Source organism: Desulfoplanes sp. PS50, assembly GCF_053851535.1.
The window spans coordinates 115698-133485 of the sequence record NZ_JBSPZA010000007.1; the positions used below are offsets into that span (position 1 = coordinate 115698).

The window sequence follows — 17788 nt, forward strand, 5'->3', positions numbered from 1 at the left end:
AATGAAAAGTCCTTGAAAAAATATATCGTTATAGAAAAAAACAGTGCGTTGCACTCACCGCGTTCACGACAAAAACCCTTGAATCCCTCATTTTCTTCTACCCGTATCCTTTCCCCGGGTCGTTTGGCCTTAGCGCGAAACCATCTGTGGTTCCTAGCCGTTTTCCTGGACCGCCTCAGCCCCTTCACGACTCTGCTTATGAATGATCCGTTTGTAATACGCCAGCAAGAGGCAGGTCACGGGAAGGGCGATGATCAGCCCGAGAAATCCCAGGAGCTTGCCCCAGATAGACAGGGAAAGCAGGATCATGGCCGGAGAAAGCCCCATGACCTTGCCCATGATCTTGGGTACCAGTACCATGTCCTGGATAGCCTGAATCACCAAAAAAACGAGGCCGGTCAGACCAAAGACCACCCAGAAACTGGTACCGGTTTCCAGGGCATGTACACCAGCCAGCAAAAGGGCCGGAATGAGCCCAATGGTCTGCAGATAGGGAACCATGTTCAACAGCCCGATAAAAAGCCCCAGAAGAATGCTCAGGGGAAGACCGATCATGGCAAAACCAATGGCAAAAAGAACCCCGACAATACTCGCCACCCCGGCCTGCGCCCTGAAATAACGGCTCATGCCCTGGTCGAACTCCTGCAGAAACTCGGTGACAGGTTTGCGCCAGGAGGAAGGAATGAGATCTTTGCTGCTGTCCTTGAAACGCTGAAAATCGAGAAGCAGAAAAACAAGATACATGAAAATGAATACCAGACCAAGCACCCAGAACAGAAAACTGGCCGTCCCGGCGATGATGTTCCAGATACCGGGCACCAATCGCTGGCCCAGGGATTCAAAAAGGGAAAGAACATTGTCTGTCTGAAACATGGAACGAATCTCGGGCCGGGCGAGTTGTTCCTTGATCCACATCCAGATGTCCGGGGGGAGGCGCTTGGCAGCCTGCTCGGCCAGACCGGAGTTATTGACCAGATCGGAAACAAGGGAACCCATGTGGGACATTTCCCGGCCGATCAAGGGGACAAGCACCCACAGCAGGCCCACAGCGCAAATTCCCGTGGCCGCGAGCGTCAACCAGACCGCCAGGGCCCGCGATCTGACCCGTTGCTGGACCCAGGAGACCAGGGGATGGAGGATGTAGGCCAGAAGAACGGCCACAACAAAGGGAAGAATGACATCGCTTAAATATCCGAGCAGCAGCACGGCTCCCCAGGCAACCCCCACGGTCAGGGACAACCGAACCACGCGGTCCAGGGTATAGGGACGATCACCGAATAAACTCATGATTTTTCGACCTCTCGAAGGACGGTCTCGAGCCGGGTCCTGTGTTGTTTGTATAATTCAAGACAATGCGCTTTAATGGTCTTTTTGACCTCTCGAGGCCCGGGAAGAACAGGAAACTCAAAAAAACCGCATTGCGAGAGATCCACACGGGCAAAGGAGAGATCATCGTCCAGATTGTAAACCACCCCTCCACCGGTGATATTCTCCTTTTCCATCTCGTCCACCCGAAACTGCTTGGCAAATTGGAGCACCTGGGAGGGTTGGTTGTCCTGGTTCAAGGCCTCGATCCGCTCATTGATCCGTTCCCCCCATTTGGTGATGGTCGCAAGGCAGATGGTTCTTTTCTTCCCCCCCGGCCGGGAGGGGTCGTCAAGATGACGGCCGTTCGTATAGACATCCAGGGAGGTGTAAAGTGCCGCGTAGGTCTGATAGACACTCTTCCAATACCTGGTCCTTGCAAACATTCCCGATCCAGGGACAACGTCCCCGGCATGGCTGCTTCCATCCAGAGGGTTGCCTTTCTCCCAGTCGACCACCAGGGCCTGGTAAAAATCCGCCAGTCCCTCGCCGTTAAGGAGCAAAAAGCCCAAACCGTGACCCCGGTCAACGACCCTTTGGCCGATTTGGACGAGTTCGCGGCATTTCTCGTGGAAAAGGTTGATTTCATCCTCGAGGCGTTTGCGCTTGCCGAAAAACGTATCCGCGGCCTCGGCCAATCCCTCCTCTACCAGGGAATCCGCGTACTCCGAAATCCTGCTCATAATCGCCCCCTTGCCCTCTGTGCACTCACTAAATGTCCGCATCCTGAAGCATTTCTCGCCCGGTCATGAACCGAAAAGCGACCAGCACATGTAAAAAAATAAAGCTACCAACGAACCAATGGATGATCAAACTATTCCTTCACAACGACCTCGGAATACCTTTCCTTCCTTTCCCGTTTCCCGTCTCCTTTCTCCTGTCTCCGTTCTCCTTTCCTGTCCTTCCTGCGTACTGCGCCCTGCGTACTGCGCACTTTTTTCCCGTCTCCCTTTCTCCTGTCTCCTGTCTCCTTTCTCCTGTCTCCTTCCCCCTGTACTGGACAGCCGGGCAACCTTGGACTAGATGCACTCCATTTGTTCTTCTCCCCGTCTTTTTCGTAACAATCCCGGTCAATAAGCACGGGGAATGCTCAAGGAGACAGCTATGGATCCAAACCCAAACGAACATCCTCAGGCCCGCGCCTCCGCCCTTCTGCCCCTGCTCCTTTTTTTGATCCTGTTCATTGGAACGGGTATTTTTCAAACCATGCAGGGCGTGGCCATGGGATTTTATCAGTTGTCCGCTGCCGTTGCCATCCTTCCGGCCATCGCCCTGGCCATTGCCATGGGCAGGGGCACCCTGAATCAGAAGATGACCATCTTCTTAAGCGGGGTCGGCGAGGTCAACATCATCACCATGTGCATGATCTATCTGCTCGCCGGCGGATTCGCCGAGGTGGCCAAGTCCATCGGCGGGGTCGAGGCCACGGTCAACCTGGGGCTGGCCTTCATTCCCACCCAGCTCATTCTTCCGGGACTCTTTGTCATCGCCGCCTTTGTGGCCACCTCCATGGGAACCTCCATGGGAACCATCGCGGCCATCGCCCCCATTGCCGCAGGGGTGGGGCAACAGACCGATATCTCCATGACCCTGCTCATGGGAACCATTCTGGGCGGGGCCATGTTCGGGGACAACCTGTCCATGATCTCGGACACGACCATCGCGGCCACCAAGACCCAGGGGTGCAGAATGAGCGACAAGTTCAAGATGAACGTTCGCATTGTCGCGCCTGCGGCCCTGCTGACCGTTGTCCTGCTCGTGCTTACGGGATCGGCCGGAACGCCCACGGCTGCAGGATCGTGGGAATTCATGAAGATCCTGCCCTACCTGGTCATCCTGGGCATGGCCATAGCCGGGGTGAACGTCTTCGTGGTCCTGGCGACGGGCATTGTCCTGGCCGGTGGAACCGGTCTGGCCATGCTCGAGGACTACACCCTGCTCACCCTGTCCAGGGATATCTACACGGGATTTACCAGCATGCACGAAATCCTGGTTCTGTCCATGTTCGTGGGCGGTCTGGGCGAACTCATCCGCTATAACGGCGGCCTGCAATGGCTTTTGGATCGAATCAAGGCCTTTTCTCTTGAAAAGCAGGGCACCTCATCCCGACGATCAGGCGAGACCGGCATTGCCGCCCTGGTTTCCCTGGCGAACCTGTGCATCGCCAACAACACCGTGGCCATCATCCTCACGGGTAAGCTGGCCCGGGACATCTCCACGGAAACACAGGTCGATCCCCGACGCAGCGCCAGCCTGCTGGATATCTTCTCCTGCGTTGTCCAGGGACTGATCCCCTACGGGGCCCAGGTTCTTCTGGTCGGCTCCATAGCCAAGCTATCCCCCCTGTCCATCATCGTCGGCAACTGGTACTGCATGCTCCTCGCCGGGTTCGCCTGCATCTCGATCCTTACCGGCTGGCCCCGGGCTGTGACCAGACGTGAACGGTCCGCTGAAAATACCGTGTCCCGCTGATCGCAAAGAACCAGGTCGTTTCAAACACAAGGCCCCGGTCCGATGTCGGACCGGGGCCTTGTTGCATACACGGGACATTGTCAACGGGAAGCCGTTTTCAGAAACGATCAAACGCGTCCTCGTCCCCATCGAAAAGATCGTCCTGCGTCCCTTTTTCAAGCATGGCCTGGACCCCCGGTCCGCCGGACCGGTCATCCGAAGCGCCCTGTTCGAAGCGGAAAAAGGCCAGGGTCTTGTTCAGACTCATGGCCTGGGCGGAAAATTCCTCGGAGGTCGAGGCGATCTCCTCGGAAGAGGCGGCATTCTGCTGAACCACCTTGTCCAGCTGCTGCAGGGCGGAGTTGATCTGGGCCGCCCCGCTGTTCTGCTCGGCACTGGCTGCGGAGATGGTCTGCACCAGCTCCGAGGTCTTCTGGATATCCGGGACAATGGTATCCAACATCCTGCCGGCCTGTTCGGCCACCGTCACGCTGGAACTGGAGAGAACGCTGATCTCGTTGGCCGCGGCGCCGGAACGTTCGGCCAGCTTGCGCACCTCCGAGGCGACCACAGCAAATCCCTTGCCGTGTTCACCGGCCCGGGCCGCCTCGATGGCCGCGTTCAGGGCGAGCAGGTTTGTCTGCCGGGCGATCTCCTCGATGATCGAAATCTTGTCCGCAATCTCCTTCATGGCGGTCACGGTCTGCCTGACCGCCTTGCCTCCCTCGAAAGCGTCACTGGCCGTCTTCATGGCGATGCGCTCGGTCTCGCTGGAATTGGCCGCATTGTTCTGAATGTTCGCGGCCATCTCCTCCATGCTCGCCGAGACCTGCTCAACGGATGAGGCCTGCTCCGTGGCCCCCTGGCTCAATCCCATGGATGCCCTGGCCAGCTCGTCACTCCCCGAGGCCACGTTCGAGGTGGCCTCCTTGACCTGTCTGACCACGTCCCCCACCCGAGCGATCATGGCCCGGAAAGAATTCGCCAATTGTCCGACCTCGTCCTTGGAACGATTCTCAAGGGTCACCGTGAAATCCCCTTCAGCCAATGCCTCGGCAGCACTCACCCCCTCGCGCAAGGCCCGGGTGATCCTTCCGGAAACGAACAGGGCCAGGAGAACCGAGGCCAGTATAAACACGGCCACGATGATCACATACACCCAGATGGTCCGGGAAACCATGGTCTCCAGATCGTTCATTTCGGTCTCGACCCGCTGGACCTGCATCTGGCCCAAGCCGTCGATGGCGTTGCGCATGGCCGTGAAATGGCGATCACTCTGATCCAGATTTTCGGCAATGTTCACATTCTTGCTGAAATTCGAGGTTGTCAGATCCACGATCTGCATGCTCAGCTCGAACCATCGGGCATAGTGCTCGTCAAAGGTTCGACCCAATTCTGCGGCAGCGTTACCGATAAGGGTGACACTCTCCCGGACCCGATCCCTGGTCTGCTGGGCGTTCTCCCGGAAATCTGCCGCCAATCCGTTCAAGGTCTGTTGGTCCATGGCCCGAAAAATCAACAATTGCGCCACATAGGCCTGATAGGCGTCCCGGTCCGCATTGAGCACTTGGGACAGTGCCGTTTCAAGATCCAGACGTCGATCCAGATCGATCCCCTCGTCCTTCAGTCCGGTTCCAGCCAGTTCACCCAGCCTGTCGATAACATCCCGCATCTGTGCGAACAATTCGTTGACCGTTTCAGCGGCCCTGTCGCGTTCAGCATTGGCCGCAAAGGTCTGACGCATCAGGGATCCGGCCGTGTCGTTATCCTTTTTCCATGCGGCAAAGGCATCCTCGAACCGGGACAGGGAGGTGCCCATCTCACTGGTGAATCGTTCGGAAGGGCCAAGAATCCGTTCCCGCGTCTGCTGCATGTTTTCGGTCATCTCTTCAAGCCGCGTATTCAAAATCTGCTCACTATCTGCCTGCCGGGCCATGAAAACGGCCATCTGCCCCTGATAGGCATCCCGGTCCCCGTCGATCATGGTCGCCCGGTCCATGTGGATGGCATTCACGTCCCGCATGGAACCGTCGAGATCCATAAATCCGAACAGACCGATAGCCAGGATGGCCAGCAGGGCCACAATGGGCACCCCGACCATGAGCAGAAGTTTCGCACGAATCGTCATACATCCTCCCATTTGATTGGTGGTGACAATCTTGTTGACCAGGTAACTGTCTGACAATGGTTGGAATAACCTTCCGGTGAGATCGGGATCCTCGCGTCCCCCTAGTGACCATGCGAAAGCGCGGCATGATCCCCTGGACCAGTCCCCGAGTCAGCCGCTTCCCGGGTTCCCTGCAGGCCGGTCTCACTGGACCAGCGCACCATGATCCAGACTCCGTCTGGCATAGGCTATAGCCATGAGGATGACCAGACTGCCGATCCAGACCAGGACATAGGTCAGCATGGCCCACTTGGCGGTTTCCTTTTCAAGCCAGCCCCGTGGACGGATTTTCTTGACAAAGAAAACCACCTTGCTGGCCAGATTGACACAGACGATGTTCACCGCGAGCAAAAGCCCTGCCCCGATGGCCGGATCGAAACGCCCGGCCCCGAGAAAGAGCCCCAGGGTGGCTGCGGGCGGTAAAAGGGCCACGGCCACCATCACTCCCACAAGCACGCTGGAAAGTCCGCTGGTCAGGGAGAGGGCCGCGGCCGCGCCCGAGGCAAGGGCCAGGGCCACAGAATCCAGCCCCGCGCTGGTCCTGCCGACAAGTTCCCGACTGTCCAGCTCCGTAGGCCAGAAAAACCCCAGAACAACGGACAAAAACACCGACACCGCGATTCCGGCAAACAGGGTCCTGGCCGCCTTGAACATCAGCGCAAGATCCCCCAGGGCCGTTCCCATACTCAGGGCGAGATTGGGCCCGAGCAGCGGAGCAATGACCATCGCTCCGATGACCACGGCCACGTTGTTCTCGATGAGTCCGATGGCCGCTACAATGGTCGAAAGGAGCACCAATACCAGATAGTTGAGGTCCAGCTGGGCATTCTTTTCCACCTCTTCATACAAGGCCTCCCGGGCGGCCGAGGCCGCATCCTCGTCGCGCCGCTGTTCCTCGTCGGGCACGGGAAGGGATGTCTCGATGGGCAGAACCACGATGGTCGACATGGTCTGGGCGCCCAGGACGTTCTGCAGGGTATCCAGGGCGAGTTGGAGATGATCGTCGCTGACCAGCATGCGCATCTGACGCATATTGTCATCGCCGACAGGACCCAGACGAAAATCCCGGGCCTTGGCCTTTTCCGCGATTTTTCCGATTGTTGCGGCGCTTTGCATATCGGCGACGACTTCAAGATATTTCATGGTCCCCCGCTCGTGCCGTCGGGCTTCAGGTCTTTTGTCTGCCCAGTTCTTCCTCGGTCACAGGAATCTCGATCGTGTGATTCTTGGGTTTCAGCTTACTGATGATCGTCTTGTGATAATGCTCCTCCTGCAGCCCCCGGTAGAGGCTGTAGCACATGATGAGCAGGACAACGGTGAAGGGCAGGCCCGTGGCAATGGACGCGCTCTGCAGGGCGGCCAGACCGCCCCCCATGAGCAAAACCGCGGCGCAGACCCCTTCCATGACCCCCCAGAAGATCCGCTGGGGAACCGGGGAGTCCAGCTTGCCGCCGGAGGTCAGGTGATCCACCACCAGGGATCCGGAATCCGAAGAAGTGATGAAAAAAATGGACACCAGCATGATGCCGATGAACGAGGCGATCCTGGTCAGGGGAAAACCTTCCAGCATGACGAACAGGGCGGTGGAGACATCCTTGCTCACTGCAGTGGCGATATCCATGGACCCGGTGAGCTGCAGCCACAGGGCCGAGCCACCGAAGCAGGACATCCAGAAAAAGGAAAGCAGGGTGGGAAAGATCATCACCCCGAGGATGAACTCGCGCACCGTGCGCCCCTTGGAGATCCGGGCGATGAACATGCCCACGAAGGGGGACCAGGAAATCCACCATCCCCAGTAGAAGATGGTCCAGGGGTTCTGCCAGTTGCTCCCCTCGGCCCCGTAAAAGGTCTCCACCCAAAAGCTCAATTGGGGCAGATTCTGGATATAAAACCCAAGATTCTGGGTAAAGGCCTTCAGAATATACACGGTGGGGCCCGTAATCAGCAGAAAGAGCATGAACACCCCGGCCGTGCTCATGTTGGCCATACTCAGAAACTTGACCCCCTTGTCCAGACCGGAGGCAATGGAGATGACCGCGAGCAGGGTGATCACGGCGATGAGTATGACAGCAAATGTCGTGGTGTTGGGAAATCCAAAAAGATAATTGAGGCCCGACGAGACCTGTTTGACCCCCAGTCCCAGGGAGGTGGCCAGACCGAAGAGGGTGGCCATGACCGAGAGGATGTCGATGAGATTGCCCCAGAACCCGTAGATCCTTTCACCCAGCAGGGGATAGAAAATGGAACGGATGGTCAGGGGCAACCCCCGGTTGTAGGCGAAAAAGGCCAGGGAAAGTCCCACCAGGGCATAGATGCCCCAGGGATGGATACCCCAATGGTAATAGGTCAGTCCCAGGGCCACCTGGGCGGACTGGGCCGAACTGGGGGGCACGTTGAACATGGGCGAAGGGGTCATGAAATGGAAGATGGGCTCCCCCACGCTCCAGAACATGAGCCCGATGCCCATGCCCGCGCTGATGAGCATGGCGTACCAGCTGAAGGTACTGAACTCCGGGAGCGCGTCCGGCCCCCCGATCCTGATCTTCCCGTAGTCGCTCGAGGCGATGAGAATCATGACCAGGACGAAGAAATTGGCCGCCAGGATGTACAGCCAGCCAAAGGTGTTCCCTATCCCGTCCAGTACGGTCTGAAAAAAAGTTCCGGCCTGCTCCCTGAACACCAGGGTCAGGACGATGAAAAGAAGGACCAGCCCCCCGGCCGCCAGGGAGACCTGAGGATGGATGTCGAACCCGTATCCGGTCCAGTTATTTTCCCCGGGCCTGTGTCCCTCGGACTCATCATAATAGCTGGATGTGGGTATGATCTGCAGGCCGCGAAAAGTCCGCCGCTCCTTGATATTCTTTTTCGCCTGCTTCTCCCACTGTTCCCGGGCCATTTCCATGGCCTTGTACTGATAGGTTCGTTCCTTCTTTTTCCGCTTCTTCTGTTTCTTGGCCATGCGCAGCTCCTAAATGTTGCACGGTTTTGAATGAGGATACAGGTGAAATGCGAGCCTGGTTTCCCCATAGACGGAAATCGCAGCCCTGGCAATGGATTGGAGCGCATATCCCGCAGTATCATGCTCAAAAATAAAAACAAATCGGTACCTATTCAGGCCAAAAAGTAACTACTCGGCCTGGGAGCGCGGGCGTCCCGCCCGCTTCTTTATTCCCGAGCATGAGGTTGGAAATCGGCAACATCCCGAACAAATGCGGGCGGGACGCCCGCGCTCCCGGGAAAAATGTCTTTCTCTGTGCCGTTCTCTGATCCTCTGTTCCTCGAGCGAGCTTGCGAGCGGGCGTTGAAGCCTTTGTTGGGTTGCGGGCATATGCTCGCATTGGTATTTACCTCATCGGCCGGCGCGTCTGAGCCGGACAAACAGGGTTTTGTTCGGAAAAAATCGGACCAGAAAAAAGAGTGCCAGAAACAGGGTGAACACTTCGGCCATGGGTATGGCCAGGATGAAGGGCAGCTCGGGAAAGCCCAGAAAGAGCACGAGCAGCAGGATCACCGGCAGGACGAGACTTCGGCTGAGGGCGATGATCGCAGAGGGGACAGGAAGATTCAGAGCGGTCAGATAGGAGGAGATAATCAGACTCACCCCGTTGACAGCAAAGACAGGCCAGAACATGCCCAAGATATCGAGAGTCAATGCGATGACCTCTCGTTCGTCTGCCGACAGAAAGGCATGGACCAGAAGTTGTGGATAAAAGAAGAGAAAGCTGATGCAGACGGAAGCGATCACCAGGGCGGCCAGAAGGCAGATCAGAAAAAATGCACGGATGCGGCGGAGATTTTTTGCCCCATAATTCTGGCTGACGAGCACACCCTGGGCATCGCCAATGGAAAAGACGAGCATCAGGCCGATGAACATCAGATAGGTGATCACGGTGATTGCCGCCACGCCCTGTACGCCCGAACGGATCATGAACATCCAGTTGAGCATCAGGGCGATGATCGAAGCGGATATTTCATTGATGAATTCCGACAGCCCGTTGAAGGCGGAACCGAACAATTCGCGCCATTCCCGCTGCCGCGGATCAAAGCGCAGACGACGCAGCGGAAGGAAAAAATAGCTGCAGAGGATGAATAAGGGCAATCCCTGGGAGATGCCCGTGGCCCAGGCAGCCCCGGCGATCCCCCAGTCGCAGCGGACAACGAACAGATAGTCCAGGCCGATATTGATGCCCGCACCAACGACCAGGGACAGGCCTGCCAGAACCGGATATCCGTCAACCCGGACGAAAAAATACATGACCACGGCCAACAGATGCGCCCAGATGAACCCCATGATGATTCGAAAATAGGTCTGCATCAGCGGGAGCACCTCATCACTCCCGCCCAATCCCGTGAGCAGATGCCTCTCGAAGAGCAGACCGAATGCCGATACCAGCAGGGCCAGAAAAACGACCGCCAGCAGGGTCTTGGAAAAGATCGCCCCGGCAGCGGCCGTGTCCCCCTCCCCGATATACCGGCCCGCGCGAACCGTCCCCCCCATGGTCAGCATGAAGGTGATCCCGAAGAGAATGCCCAGAAAGGGAATGACCAGATTAACGGCAGCCAAAGCGGTCGCGCCCACGTAGTTCCCGATAAAGATTCCGTCCACGATATTTGCGGTGGTCATGGCCATCATGCCCGCAAGGGAAGGCAGCCATAACCGGAAAAAATTCACCGGAACGGAACCTGTAAGAATCGGATTGGTTCGTGTCATTGTATGCGTATGCACCATGCGGTGCTTCCGAATAGCTATCAGCCCGCGTTTTGTGAGGAATGAAGAACAAGCAGCGTGATTTCCGAGGGTGCGCCAATGCGCAGGGGCGGTCCCCAATACCCTGTCCCCCTGCTCACATAGAGAAGCATCTCCCCGATGGTGTGCAGTCCGGCCACATAGGGTTGGAAGAGATGGACCAGCAGGGTGCCGGGAAAAAACTGTCCTCCGTGGGTGTGACCGGCAATCATCAGATCGTAGCCGTATTTCTGGACCTGATCCGCCATGACAGGCTGATGGGCGAGAAGAATCCTGACCAGACCATCCGGGGCATCGGCCACGGCCCGTCCGGGATCGGGTTCGTGGGAGGGATCGAATCGCCCTCCCCGCAGATCAGGAACCCCGGCAACAACGAGCTCCGCCCCATTGTGGGTAATGATGCGATGCTCGTTCATGAGCACGTCCAATCCCATTTCCTTGAGTACGGTGATCCAGGGTGTCGCCCCGGAATAGTATTCATGGTTCCCTGTTACAAAGAAGACCCCGTGCGTGGCCTTGAGATGCTGCAGAATCCGGACCTCGGGCAAAAGCCGGTGAACCGAAGAATCCACCAGGTCGCCGGTGATGGCCACCAGGTCGGGGCGCGCCGTATTGGTGCGTTCGACAACCTTGTTCACCCAGCTGCCCCGAATGGTCGGCCCCACATGCAGGTCGCTGAGCTGGACCAATCGAAATCCGTCCAAAGCCGGATCCAGATCGTCCAGGGTGATGTGGACGGTTCTGACGGGAGGCACCCGCCGGGCCTCGTACAGGCCGAAAAGGCAGAGCCCCAGGGCACAAACAATCACGATCACGTTGGTGGCACGGGCGAGCTTGCCCGCCCAGGCCAGGGCCGGAAGCAGAGGACGGGAATGAGGCCGCATCCGGGCCCGTATCCGATCAATCGCCAGAAGGATGAGCAGGACCAGATCGCGGATCAGACACAGGGTAAAGACAAAAAGGATAAATCCCAGGATCAGGTAGCCGGTCCAGATGGCAGTATCCACCCAGAGCCCCTCCAGATGGAGCCTCCGCAGGGCAATGACTGCCGGGGTGGTCAGCAATGCGGCCAGCAGCACAGCCCACGCAATCATCCTGCCCAAAGGCCCTAAAGCGGCCGGACGGATGATCCGACGGACAATGTACAGGCCCATGGACAGGGAAACGATCAGAAGAAGAATGAAAAAGATACTGATTCCTGCGAGCATGATGTCTTCCCGGGTTCTTCAAGAGTTTCTGGATATCTTTTTGTGACTATTCAGGCGACTATTCCACGGCAGGCATATGCCCGCAAGCCTAGGTAATATGCCGGGCGTTGAGTGCAGTTTTATATCTTTCGATTTTTCTCCTGTTTCATCTCTTTTTAAAATGCTTGCGATTCAGAATGAATACCAGCCAGGCTGTGGCAAACTGGATCGCAAGAGCCAGGGCCGTGATCGTCCAGTAGGATAAAGAAAATGTATCGATCATCCCGGCATCCACCAGTCCCCGGTTGAGCCAGAAGTGGATCATTACCGCCAGGGCCACGCCGGGGCAGACAAGGGCGTAGGAACCCGGCGAGGCCTCGCGGCCTGTGATAAACCTGGAGAAATACCCCAGACGGCTGAGCACCAGTCCGGTCAGCAGGGCAAAAAGAACCTGGGCCGAAAAATATTGCGAAAGCATCATCAAACGCTCCGCCCCACCACTTGCCAGACCGAAATGCGCATCCAGGCCGTGATTCTGGCGCAGGGAAAGAATGCTTATGATCGTCAGTACCGGAATGAACACCGAAAGGGTCGGCGCGGTCTCGATATTGGCCCCGTTTTCCGCCAGGGACCGGATACCGAGAACCAGGGCGATGGCCGCGATCAAAGCGGCAGCGACCAGAAAAAACGTCGATAAGACCAACCCTGTACCGGCTACGAGCGGGGTGGCGGACAATCCGGCCGGAGCCGCCATGCCGACCCCGATCATGGCCAGGGCAAAGGCGGGCAGGGCCTGGGCAAAGGAGTTGTTGCTCGCGCAGCTGAAACCGCCCGTGGTCATCACCCGCCCCATGAACTGCCCGAGCATGCGAAAGGCCATCCACCCGATGGCCAGAAAAACGAGTATGGCCGCGGGAAAGAGGTATTCCACCACACTCCACAACCCGGGCACAAAGACCATGCCGAGGATGAAGAGCACATTCACGCTCATGGCCAGGGCCAGGGGCATGGCCAGCACCTGGGTCTGCGCATTGGAGGAAGCCAGCTGCCCATAGGCGGGTGTGCGCTTGAAACGGTTGTACTGCACCAGATTCCAGAGCAGATATTTGAGATTCAAAAAAGCGTACCCTGCGATGCCAGCCATGGCCAGAATGATCATGAACCGGCTGATGGCTCCCCCGGAGGTAAATGCCGTCACAATGTCCTCAAACACGGGAACAGGATGTCCGGGATGCCTTGTCCAGTGCATAAGCCACATGAAAAATGTGATCACCAGACCTCCCGAGCCCAGAGACGTCAAAAAATATAATGGGCTGTATGTCTTGGATGGCCTACCTGGGGTTGCGCTCATATTGTCCTCCTTGTGTGTTCTCTAAGCGGCAAAAATGTCCAGCGGGCCGCCAGGAACAGAAAAAAAACGGCACCACAAACAGATGCCGCTCCATTACCTGTGTCAATCAAGTCTCGTCAAAGGCTTTGTCCACAAAACATAAATCCTTCAGCCGCATTGGATTCGGCTACCGCAAGACTGAAGGATAAAGATGCGAATTTTTCCTCCCGAACAGGACACTGCGTATCACGGCCGGGAGTTGCCGGGTAGTGTTCACGTCCCCGGTGAAAATCCCGTTTCGGGACTCGCGCACAAGGACTCGAATATGTCTGTGAAATCAGCGAGATGGATACCACAATGACACATCTTCAGGGTCCAGATCGATGGGCCCGGCCCGGCAGCTTACTCTCCAAATTGCTTCTTGATTTCCAGAATCTTCGCCATACTGTCCAGAAAGGCATCCAGCACCGCCGGGTCGAAATGGGTTCCACGGCCCTGTTCCATTATCTCCAGGGACCTTTCCACGGAAAAGGCCTTCTTGTAGGGCCGATTGCTGGTCAGGGCATCGAACACGTCCGCAACAGCGCAGATGCGCCCCACCAGCGGGATGTCCTCGCCGGAAAGTCCGGCCGGGTAGCCGCTGCCGTCCCATTTTTCATGGTGCGACAGGGCGATGATCGCCCCCATGTTGATGTAGTCCGAAGCGCCGACCCCCAAAATTTCCGCGCCGATGCCGGTGTGGGTCTTGATCACTTCCCATTCGTCAGAATCGAGTCTTCCCGGCTTGAGCAGGATGTGATCCGGGATGCCGATCTTGCCCAGGTCGTGCATGGGGCTGCTTCTGTGAATCAGGTCCACTTCTTCCCGGTCCAGTCCCATGGTCTCGGCGATCACTGCGGAGTAGCCGCTCATGCGTTTGATGTGGGCCCCGGTCTCCTCGTCCTTGTATTCAGCGGCCGAGGAAAGATGAATAATGGTATTGAGGTAGGACGTTTTCACCTCCCTGAGGGCCCGTTGCAACTCAAGGGTCCGCTCCTCCACAAGATCATTCAATTCCTTTTCATGACGCATAATTTCGTCACGCTGGGCCTTCTGCCTGAGCATGGATTTGACACGTACCCGCAGCTCCAGCGGATCCACGGGCTTGGCGATGAAGTCGTTGGCCCCGGCCTCGACAGCCTTGAGGCGGGCCTTTTTGTCTGCCAGGGTGGTGACCATGATGATCGGAATGTCCTCGAACTCGGGATTGTTCCGGAGGGTACGGACGAACTCGAAGCCATCCACCTCCGGCATCATGACGTCTGACAGGATCAGATCAAAGGTCCTGTTCAGCTTGTCCTGGGCCACGATCGCGTTTTCCGCACCCACCACATCATGTCCCTGCAGCTTGAGGTACCGCTTGAGCAGCAGGATGTTGTGCGGTTCATCGTCAACGACAAGAATCTTCGCGTGATCCATTATTTTCCTTCCGGCTCGGTTACGGGACGACATGTCCCTGGGATGTCAATACACAGCGTGGTCCGGTTGTTCTGGTCCGAGGTCTCCATGCGTATCTCGTAGCCCATGGTGTTCGCAATCATCCTGGCCGAATATGTACCAAGGCCGGTTCCGTGTTTCTTTCCGGCCGTGTGGTACTTTCGGAAAAAATTCTTTCTCACCGCTACGGGCACCACTCCCGTGTTGGTAATGGAAATAAAGCACCCATCCCTGCGTTCAAGAACAACAGCAACATGTTTTTTAGGGGGTGACGCCTCTATGGCGTTGGTGATCAGATTGGAGAGCATGGAATAAAGAAGACTCTCCTCGGAAAATATCATCACCGACTCATCTTGTGAAACGGGTTCACCATTAACGGTAATCAAAAGGGTGAGCTGTTTGGCGCTGATCTTGGATCTAAAATCAGCCTCCAGCTCACGCAAAACGCTTATCACATCCACCCTGGTTGGGACATATTCATACCGGCCCGTCTCCATCTTGAAAAGATCCATGGATAAATCGATCATACGCAGCATCTTTCGCGCCGAGTGGGTGATGGCCCGGGTGAGTTCAAGCTGGTCCTCGGTAAGATTACCCTCCATCTCGATAAGCTGGGGAAAGCCGATGATCCCGTTGAGCGGGGTCTTGAGGTCGTGTCGCATCATACGATCCACGTCGCCCTTGAGATTTTCAAGCTCCTTTTTCTGCGTGATATCATGCTGCACCCCCACATAGTGGGTGATGACTCCATGCTGGTCAAATACCGGAGCTATTCTGGCGGACAGCCAGAACTGGGTGCCGTCCTTGCGCCGATTGAGAAACTCTCCCTCCCAGGCCCTTCCCGAGGAAATAATCGCCCACAATTCATCGTAGAATTCCTTTTGATGCAATCCGGATTTGAGAATTCTCGGATTCTTGCCCATGACCTCCTCGGAGGCATACCCCGTGAGCTGGGAAAAACTCGGGTTGACATACACGATACCACCGTTGGCATCCGTCACCACCACAGAGGAAGCCGCATTGCGGATGGCCTTGGACAAGATGAGCAGTTGCTGATCCCGGTTTCTGCGCTCGGTGATATCCTCTTTGACCGCGATAAAGTGGGTGATGGTCCCGGAATCGTCCTTCAAAGGGGATATGCTGGCCCGTTCCCAGTACATGGAGCCGTCTTTCTTGCAGTTGCATATCTCCCCGCGCCAGGTCAGGCCGTTGCGCAGGGTATTCCACATGTCCTTGTAAAAAGCACGGTCATGAACCCCTGATTTGAGAATCCGGGGATTCTTTCCGATCACCTCTTTTATGGAGTATCCCGTCAGTTCGGTAAAAAAGGGATTGGCGTATTCAATGTTTGCCCTTGCATCCGTGATGATCACCGAGATCAAGACCCGCTCGATGGCGTTGTTCATTTTGGCCAGAGCTTCGGTCCGCCTGCGGACTACATCTTCCAGGTTTTCAGAATACCTCCGGACTTCCTCGTCCATCAGGGCGTTGGCCACGCCGCTCGCCACCACGGACGCCGCCGAGACAAGAAAGGCCTCGCGCTGCTCATATTCCACGCTCTCAAGCGAGCCGATACCGATGACGCCCAGCACGTTTTCTCCACTCACAAGGGGAATCGCGGCAAAAGAGGTGATCCCGATTCTGCGGCAATCGTCATGGCAATAGATTGGATCGTTCACTATCTCCTTGGAAAAGACGGGTTTTCGGCTCTTCACGGCACGGCCGCACAAACATTTTCCCACCCTGTTTCGCTTCTCATAAAAAGAGGTTGTTCCCTGCAACTCGCTGCAGATGCCTTTTGAGACGATAGTCTCACCATCCAGAAGAAACAGCAGCAAAAGGTCACATTCCACGGCTCCCTTGAGCAGGTTCAACGCGGCATCCACCGTTTCTTTCAGCGACAACCGCCGGGAGACCGAACGGCCGAGCCGGTTCAAAAGGGTCAGTTCCTCGTTCTGCTTGCGGATGGTTTCCCCAAGCATGGTCTGCTCGTGAATGTCCACATGGGTGCCCATCAGCCTGGTGGGCCGTCCATGCGAGTCCTGTTCAACGATTCGACCACGGGCGAGTATCCATTGCCACTTTCCCTGGTTGTTTTTGAGACGGAAGGTGACGTTAAACGGCTTCCCCTTGTCCATGCTGAAAAAAATCTGATCCTTGACACGCTTTTTGTCGTCCGGGTGCAGCAAAGACTCCCAGGTTTGCAGGCAATGCTCAAAACCATCAGGGTCGTATCCGAGCATGGTGAAGTACCGGGGAGAAAAATACACGTTCCCGGTCAGAACGTCCCATTCCCAGATCCCGTCATTGGTAGCCTCCACCGCCATCTGAAAGCGCCGGTCTAATGCCTGCGCCCTTTCGCGCTCGCGGGCATCCTCAAGCTCCCTGATCAACTCTTCTCTGGTCATTTCGCGTAATGATTTCATGGCAACCCTTATGCTGCTGCGCGAGATGTGATATGGGGAACGATTCATGCAGGATGGCATAGCACGGATCGTTGAAAAGAGACCGACATGATGATGAAAGTTAGCCAAGCCCTCGAATCCTGTCAAACAAACCGGTAAAGCCGGGAGCCAAGCACACCGTTTGCTTGAATGAAAGGGGGGCTGTCCCTTTTGGTACCGCCTGCAGGGCCGCTCATATTCGTATTGCCGAACAGGTGACACGGTCGTGTCATTTATATATATGCTACCCACATCCAATCTTGGTGCTTACGGTCAACCAAAAACAGATGCATTGTCTTTGAAGGTACCAACGATCATGCGATGTCCTGGCCTACCGGGCCTGTGCCGGCAACTCTGTCGTTCAATACCAACAACTCGACTTTCGGAGTTTATTTTGCTTTCAAAATTAGAACAAACATCCTGAAATAACTAATTTTTTACTTGAAGAGATCCTTGTTTTTTAGTATTTCTCTTGTTTCCACGCAATAGAATACAAAAAACAAGGATCTCAAATGCAAGATACGATTAAACCTATCGATTTGCAAGTTGTAAAGAATGAATGCGCCAACCGTATTGACTCTTTTTTTAAAAGATTCCGTATCGCGAGTGTTGCCAGCAACT

11 protein-coding genes are annotated in these 17788 nt (G+C 56.2%); 1 reads left to right on the forward strand and 10 read right to left on the reverse strand.

Annotated elements, in window-relative coordinates:
• Positions 1 to 153 precede the first annotated feature (153 nt).
• Both ACTVJH_RS05075 and ACTVJH_RS05080 read right to left on the reverse strand, forming a co-directional pair.
• Positions 154 to 1287, reverse strand: coding sequence for an AI-2E family transporter (locus tag ACTVJH_RS05075; protein ID WP_455988118.1), 1134 nt, complete (start codon positions 1285 to 1287; stop codon positions 154 to 156).
• On the reverse strand, positions 1284 to 2048 hold the full coding sequence (locus ACTVJH_RS05080; RefSeq protein WP_455988120.1) for a hypothetical protein: 765 nt from the start codon (positions 2046 to 2048) through the stop codon (positions 1284 to 1286). The genes ACTVJH_RS05075 and ACTVJH_RS05080 overlap by 4 nt, the downstream gene beginning before the upstream one ends.
• 421 nt (positions 2049 to 2469) lie before the next feature.
• On the opposite strand from ACTVJH_RS05080, the gene ACTVJH_RS05085 reads away from it, so the two are divergent.
• On the forward strand, positions 2470 to 3837 hold the full coding sequence (locus ACTVJH_RS05085) for a Na+/H+ antiporter NhaC family protein (RefSeq protein ID WP_455988122.1): 1368 nt from the start codon (positions 2470 to 2472) through the stop codon (positions 3835 to 3837).
• Positions 3838 to 3934: 97 nt separating this feature from the next.
• On the opposite strand, the gene ACTVJH_RS05090 is transcribed toward ACTVJH_RS05085, so the two are convergent.
• The 8 genes from ACTVJH_RS05090 to ACTVJH_RS05125 form a co-directional block, all read right to left on the reverse strand.
• A complete protein-coding gene (locus tag ACTVJH_RS05090) occupies positions 3935 to 5944 on the reverse strand; it encodes a HAMP domain-containing methyl-accepting chemotaxis protein (protein ID WP_455988124.1) in 2010 nt (669 codons plus the stop codon).
• 183 nt (positions 5945 to 6127) lie between these two features.
• Positions 6128 to 7126 (reverse strand): TIGR00341 family protein, encoded by a 999-nt coding sequence (locus tag ACTVJH_RS05095; protein ID WP_455988126.1) that lies wholly within the window; start codon positions 7124 to 7126, stop codon positions 6128 to 6130.
• A gap of 25 nt (positions 7127 to 7151) precedes the next feature.
• Positions 7152 to 8942: a BCCT family transporter gene (locus ACTVJH_RS05100; protein WP_455988127.1), complete on the reverse strand. Its 1791-nt coding sequence runs from the start codon at positions 8940 to 8942 to the stop codon at positions 7152 to 7154.
• A gap of 390 nt (positions 8943 to 9332) precedes the next feature.
• The gene (locus tag ACTVJH_RS05105) at positions 9333 to 10712 is read right to left on the reverse strand and encodes an MATE family efflux transporter (RefSeq protein ID WP_455988129.1); all 1380 of its coding nucleotides are present in this window, start codon (positions 10710 to 10712) and stop codon (positions 9333 to 9335) included.
• A gap of 20 nt (positions 10713 to 10732) precedes the next feature.
• A complete protein-coding gene (locus ACTVJH_RS05110) occupies positions 10733 to 11938 on the reverse strand; it encodes a metallophosphoesterase (protein ID WP_455988131.1) in 1206 nt (401 codons plus the stop codon).
• 145 nt (positions 11939 to 12083) lie between these two features.
• Positions 12084 to 13268, reverse strand: coding sequence for a TsoY family (seleno)protein (locus ACTVJH_RS05115; protein ID WP_455988133.1), 1185 nt, complete (start codon positions 13266 to 13268; stop codon positions 12084 to 12086).
• 381 nt (positions 13269 to 13649) lie between these two features.
• On the reverse strand, positions 13650 to 14705 hold the full coding sequence (locus tag ACTVJH_RS05120) for an HD domain-containing phosphohydrolase (RefSeq protein ID WP_455988135.1): 1056 nt from the start codon (positions 14703 to 14705) through the stop codon (positions 13650 to 13652).
• Positions 14705 to 17149, reverse strand: coding sequence for a PAS domain S-box protein (locus ACTVJH_RS05125; protein ID WP_455988137.1), 2445 nt, complete (start codon positions 17147 to 17149; stop codon positions 14705 to 14707). Before ACTVJH_RS05125 ends, ACTVJH_RS05120 begins: the two co-directional genes overlap by 1 nt.
• Positions 17150 to 17788: the final 639 nt, after the last annotated feature.

Bases quoted from the DNA above. Each gene is read 5' to 3' on its own strand.
- ACTVJH_RS05075 (WP_455988118.1), bottom strand. From the start codon at position 1,287: ATGAGTTTATTCGGTGATCGTCCCTATACCCTGGACCGCGTGGTTCGG.
- ACTVJH_RS05080 (WP_455988120.1), bottom strand. From the start codon at position 2,048: ATGAGCAGGATTTCGGAGTACGCGGATTCCCTGGTAGAGGAGGGATTG.
- ACTVJH_RS05085 (WP_455988122.1), top strand. From the start codon at position 2,470: ATGGATCCAAACCCAAACGAACATCCTCAGGCCCGCGCCTCCGCCCTT.
- ACTVJH_RS05090 (WP_455988124.1), bottom strand. From the start codon at position 5,944: ATGACGATTCGTGCGAAACTTCTGCTCATGGTCGGGGTGCCCATTGTG.
- ACTVJH_RS05095 (WP_455988126.1), bottom strand. From the start codon at position 7,126: ATGAAATATCTTGAAGTCGTCGCCGATATGCAAAGCGCCGCAACAATC.
- ACTVJH_RS05100 (WP_455988127.1), bottom strand. From the start codon at position 8,942: ATGGCCAAGAAACAGAAGAAGCGGAAAAAGAAGGAACGAACCTATCAG.
- ACTVJH_RS05105 (WP_455988129.1), bottom strand. From the start codon at position 10,712: ATGGTGCATACGCATACAATGACACGAACCAATCCGATTCTTACAGGT.
- ACTVJH_RS05110 (WP_455988131.1), bottom strand. From the start codon at position 11,938: ATGCTCGCAGGAATCAGTATCTTTTTCATTCTTCTTCTGATCGTTTCC.
- ACTVJH_RS05115 (WP_455988133.1), bottom strand. From the start codon at position 13,268: ATGAGCGCAACCCCAGGTAGGCCATCCAAGACATACAGCCCATTATAT.
- ACTVJH_RS05120 (WP_455988135.1), bottom strand. From the start codon at position 14,705: ATGGATCACGCGAAGATTCTTGTCGTTGACGATGAACCGCACAACATC.
- ACTVJH_RS05125 (WP_455988137.1), bottom strand. From the start codon at position 17,149: ATGAAATCATTACGCGAAATGACCAGAGAAGAGTTGATCAGGGAGCTT.